At 32.6% G+C, this 854-nt stretch carries 1 protein-coding gene; it reads left to right on the top strand.

What is annotated here, in order from left to right; all coding sequences use genetic code 11:
* Positions 1–165: 165 nt before the first annotated feature.
* Positions 166–642, top strand: a complete 477-nt coding sequence (locus ABES02_RS29640; protein WP_430141606.1) for a hypothetical protein — start codon at positions 166–168, stop codon at positions 640–642.
* Positions 643–854 lie beyond the last annotated feature (212 nt).

The raw sequence follows: 854 nt of genomic DNA, 5'->3' as shown, positions 1-854 counted from the left end.
GGTATAGTTGGAACGCCGTATGATTCGAAAGTTTCACGTACGGTGTGAACAGGGGGAAAAAGGAGCGATAACTTCAAACCCTTACCTATCTGTATGAACAAGTGATAATAAAAAAGCTTAGCCTGAGGAATGATAAAAAAAACATTCTGGGGGAAGTTGGTTGAGATGAATAAAAAGAAAGCATTTTCGTTAGCTATGATAATCATTCCATGGCTTTCTGTTCTGTTCATGGATAAAAAATCATTCGTAAGGTATTTACCCGTAGCAAGTTTTATTAATTTATTTTTAAGTGTCTTTAGTGTCATCGGAAATAAGAGGAGATGGTGGATAAATAAAAATCCACTTTCCCCTGGTAATGTAGATTTCTCATATATATTAGGACCATATTTTGTAGCAACGCTATGGATATTTAAACTAACTTACGGTAATTTTCCAAAATACCTCGTTACCAATGCCATTGCGAATATTTTTAATGCTTTTCTACTTGGTTCTATGTGGGAAAAATTTGATATATTTAAATTTAAAAAAATAAATCATACCATTTGGTATTTTATTTGCGTATTATTATCAATTTTTATCTATGGCTATCAATACATTGTGGAAAAAACAATTACTAATGAAAATAAGATAAAATCAGTGTAATAATTGTTTTCTACCTAGTTGTTCAAATATCTCGTAATGAAAGAAGAGGTCGCTGCCGTGACTCTTTTTGTTTTAACCAATGAGCAAGTTAGTGTAAAGATTGTGAATAACTCTACTTTAAAAAATGGGTGTTTGAGTGCATGATAATGGGGTTGCTTTTTCGGCAGCTTTTTTTTGTTCAGCTAACGGGGCAGCATTCCTGTAATGAGTGA

The sequence above is a fragment of the Neobacillus pocheonensis genome (genome assembly GCF_050477905.1).
In the GTDB taxonomy this organism is placed as follows: domain Bacteria; phylum Bacillota; class Bacilli; order Bacillales; family Cytobacillaceae; genus Neobacillus; species Neobacillus pocheonensis_A.
Note: the sequence above shows the minus strand (reverse complement) of the source record. Positions and strands in the feature narration are given on the sequence as shown.

Coding starts and splice junctions, on each gene's coding strand:
- ABES02_RS29640 (WP_430141606.1), top strand. CDS start 166: ATGAATAAAAAGAAAGCATTTTCGTTAGCTATGATAATCATTCCATGG.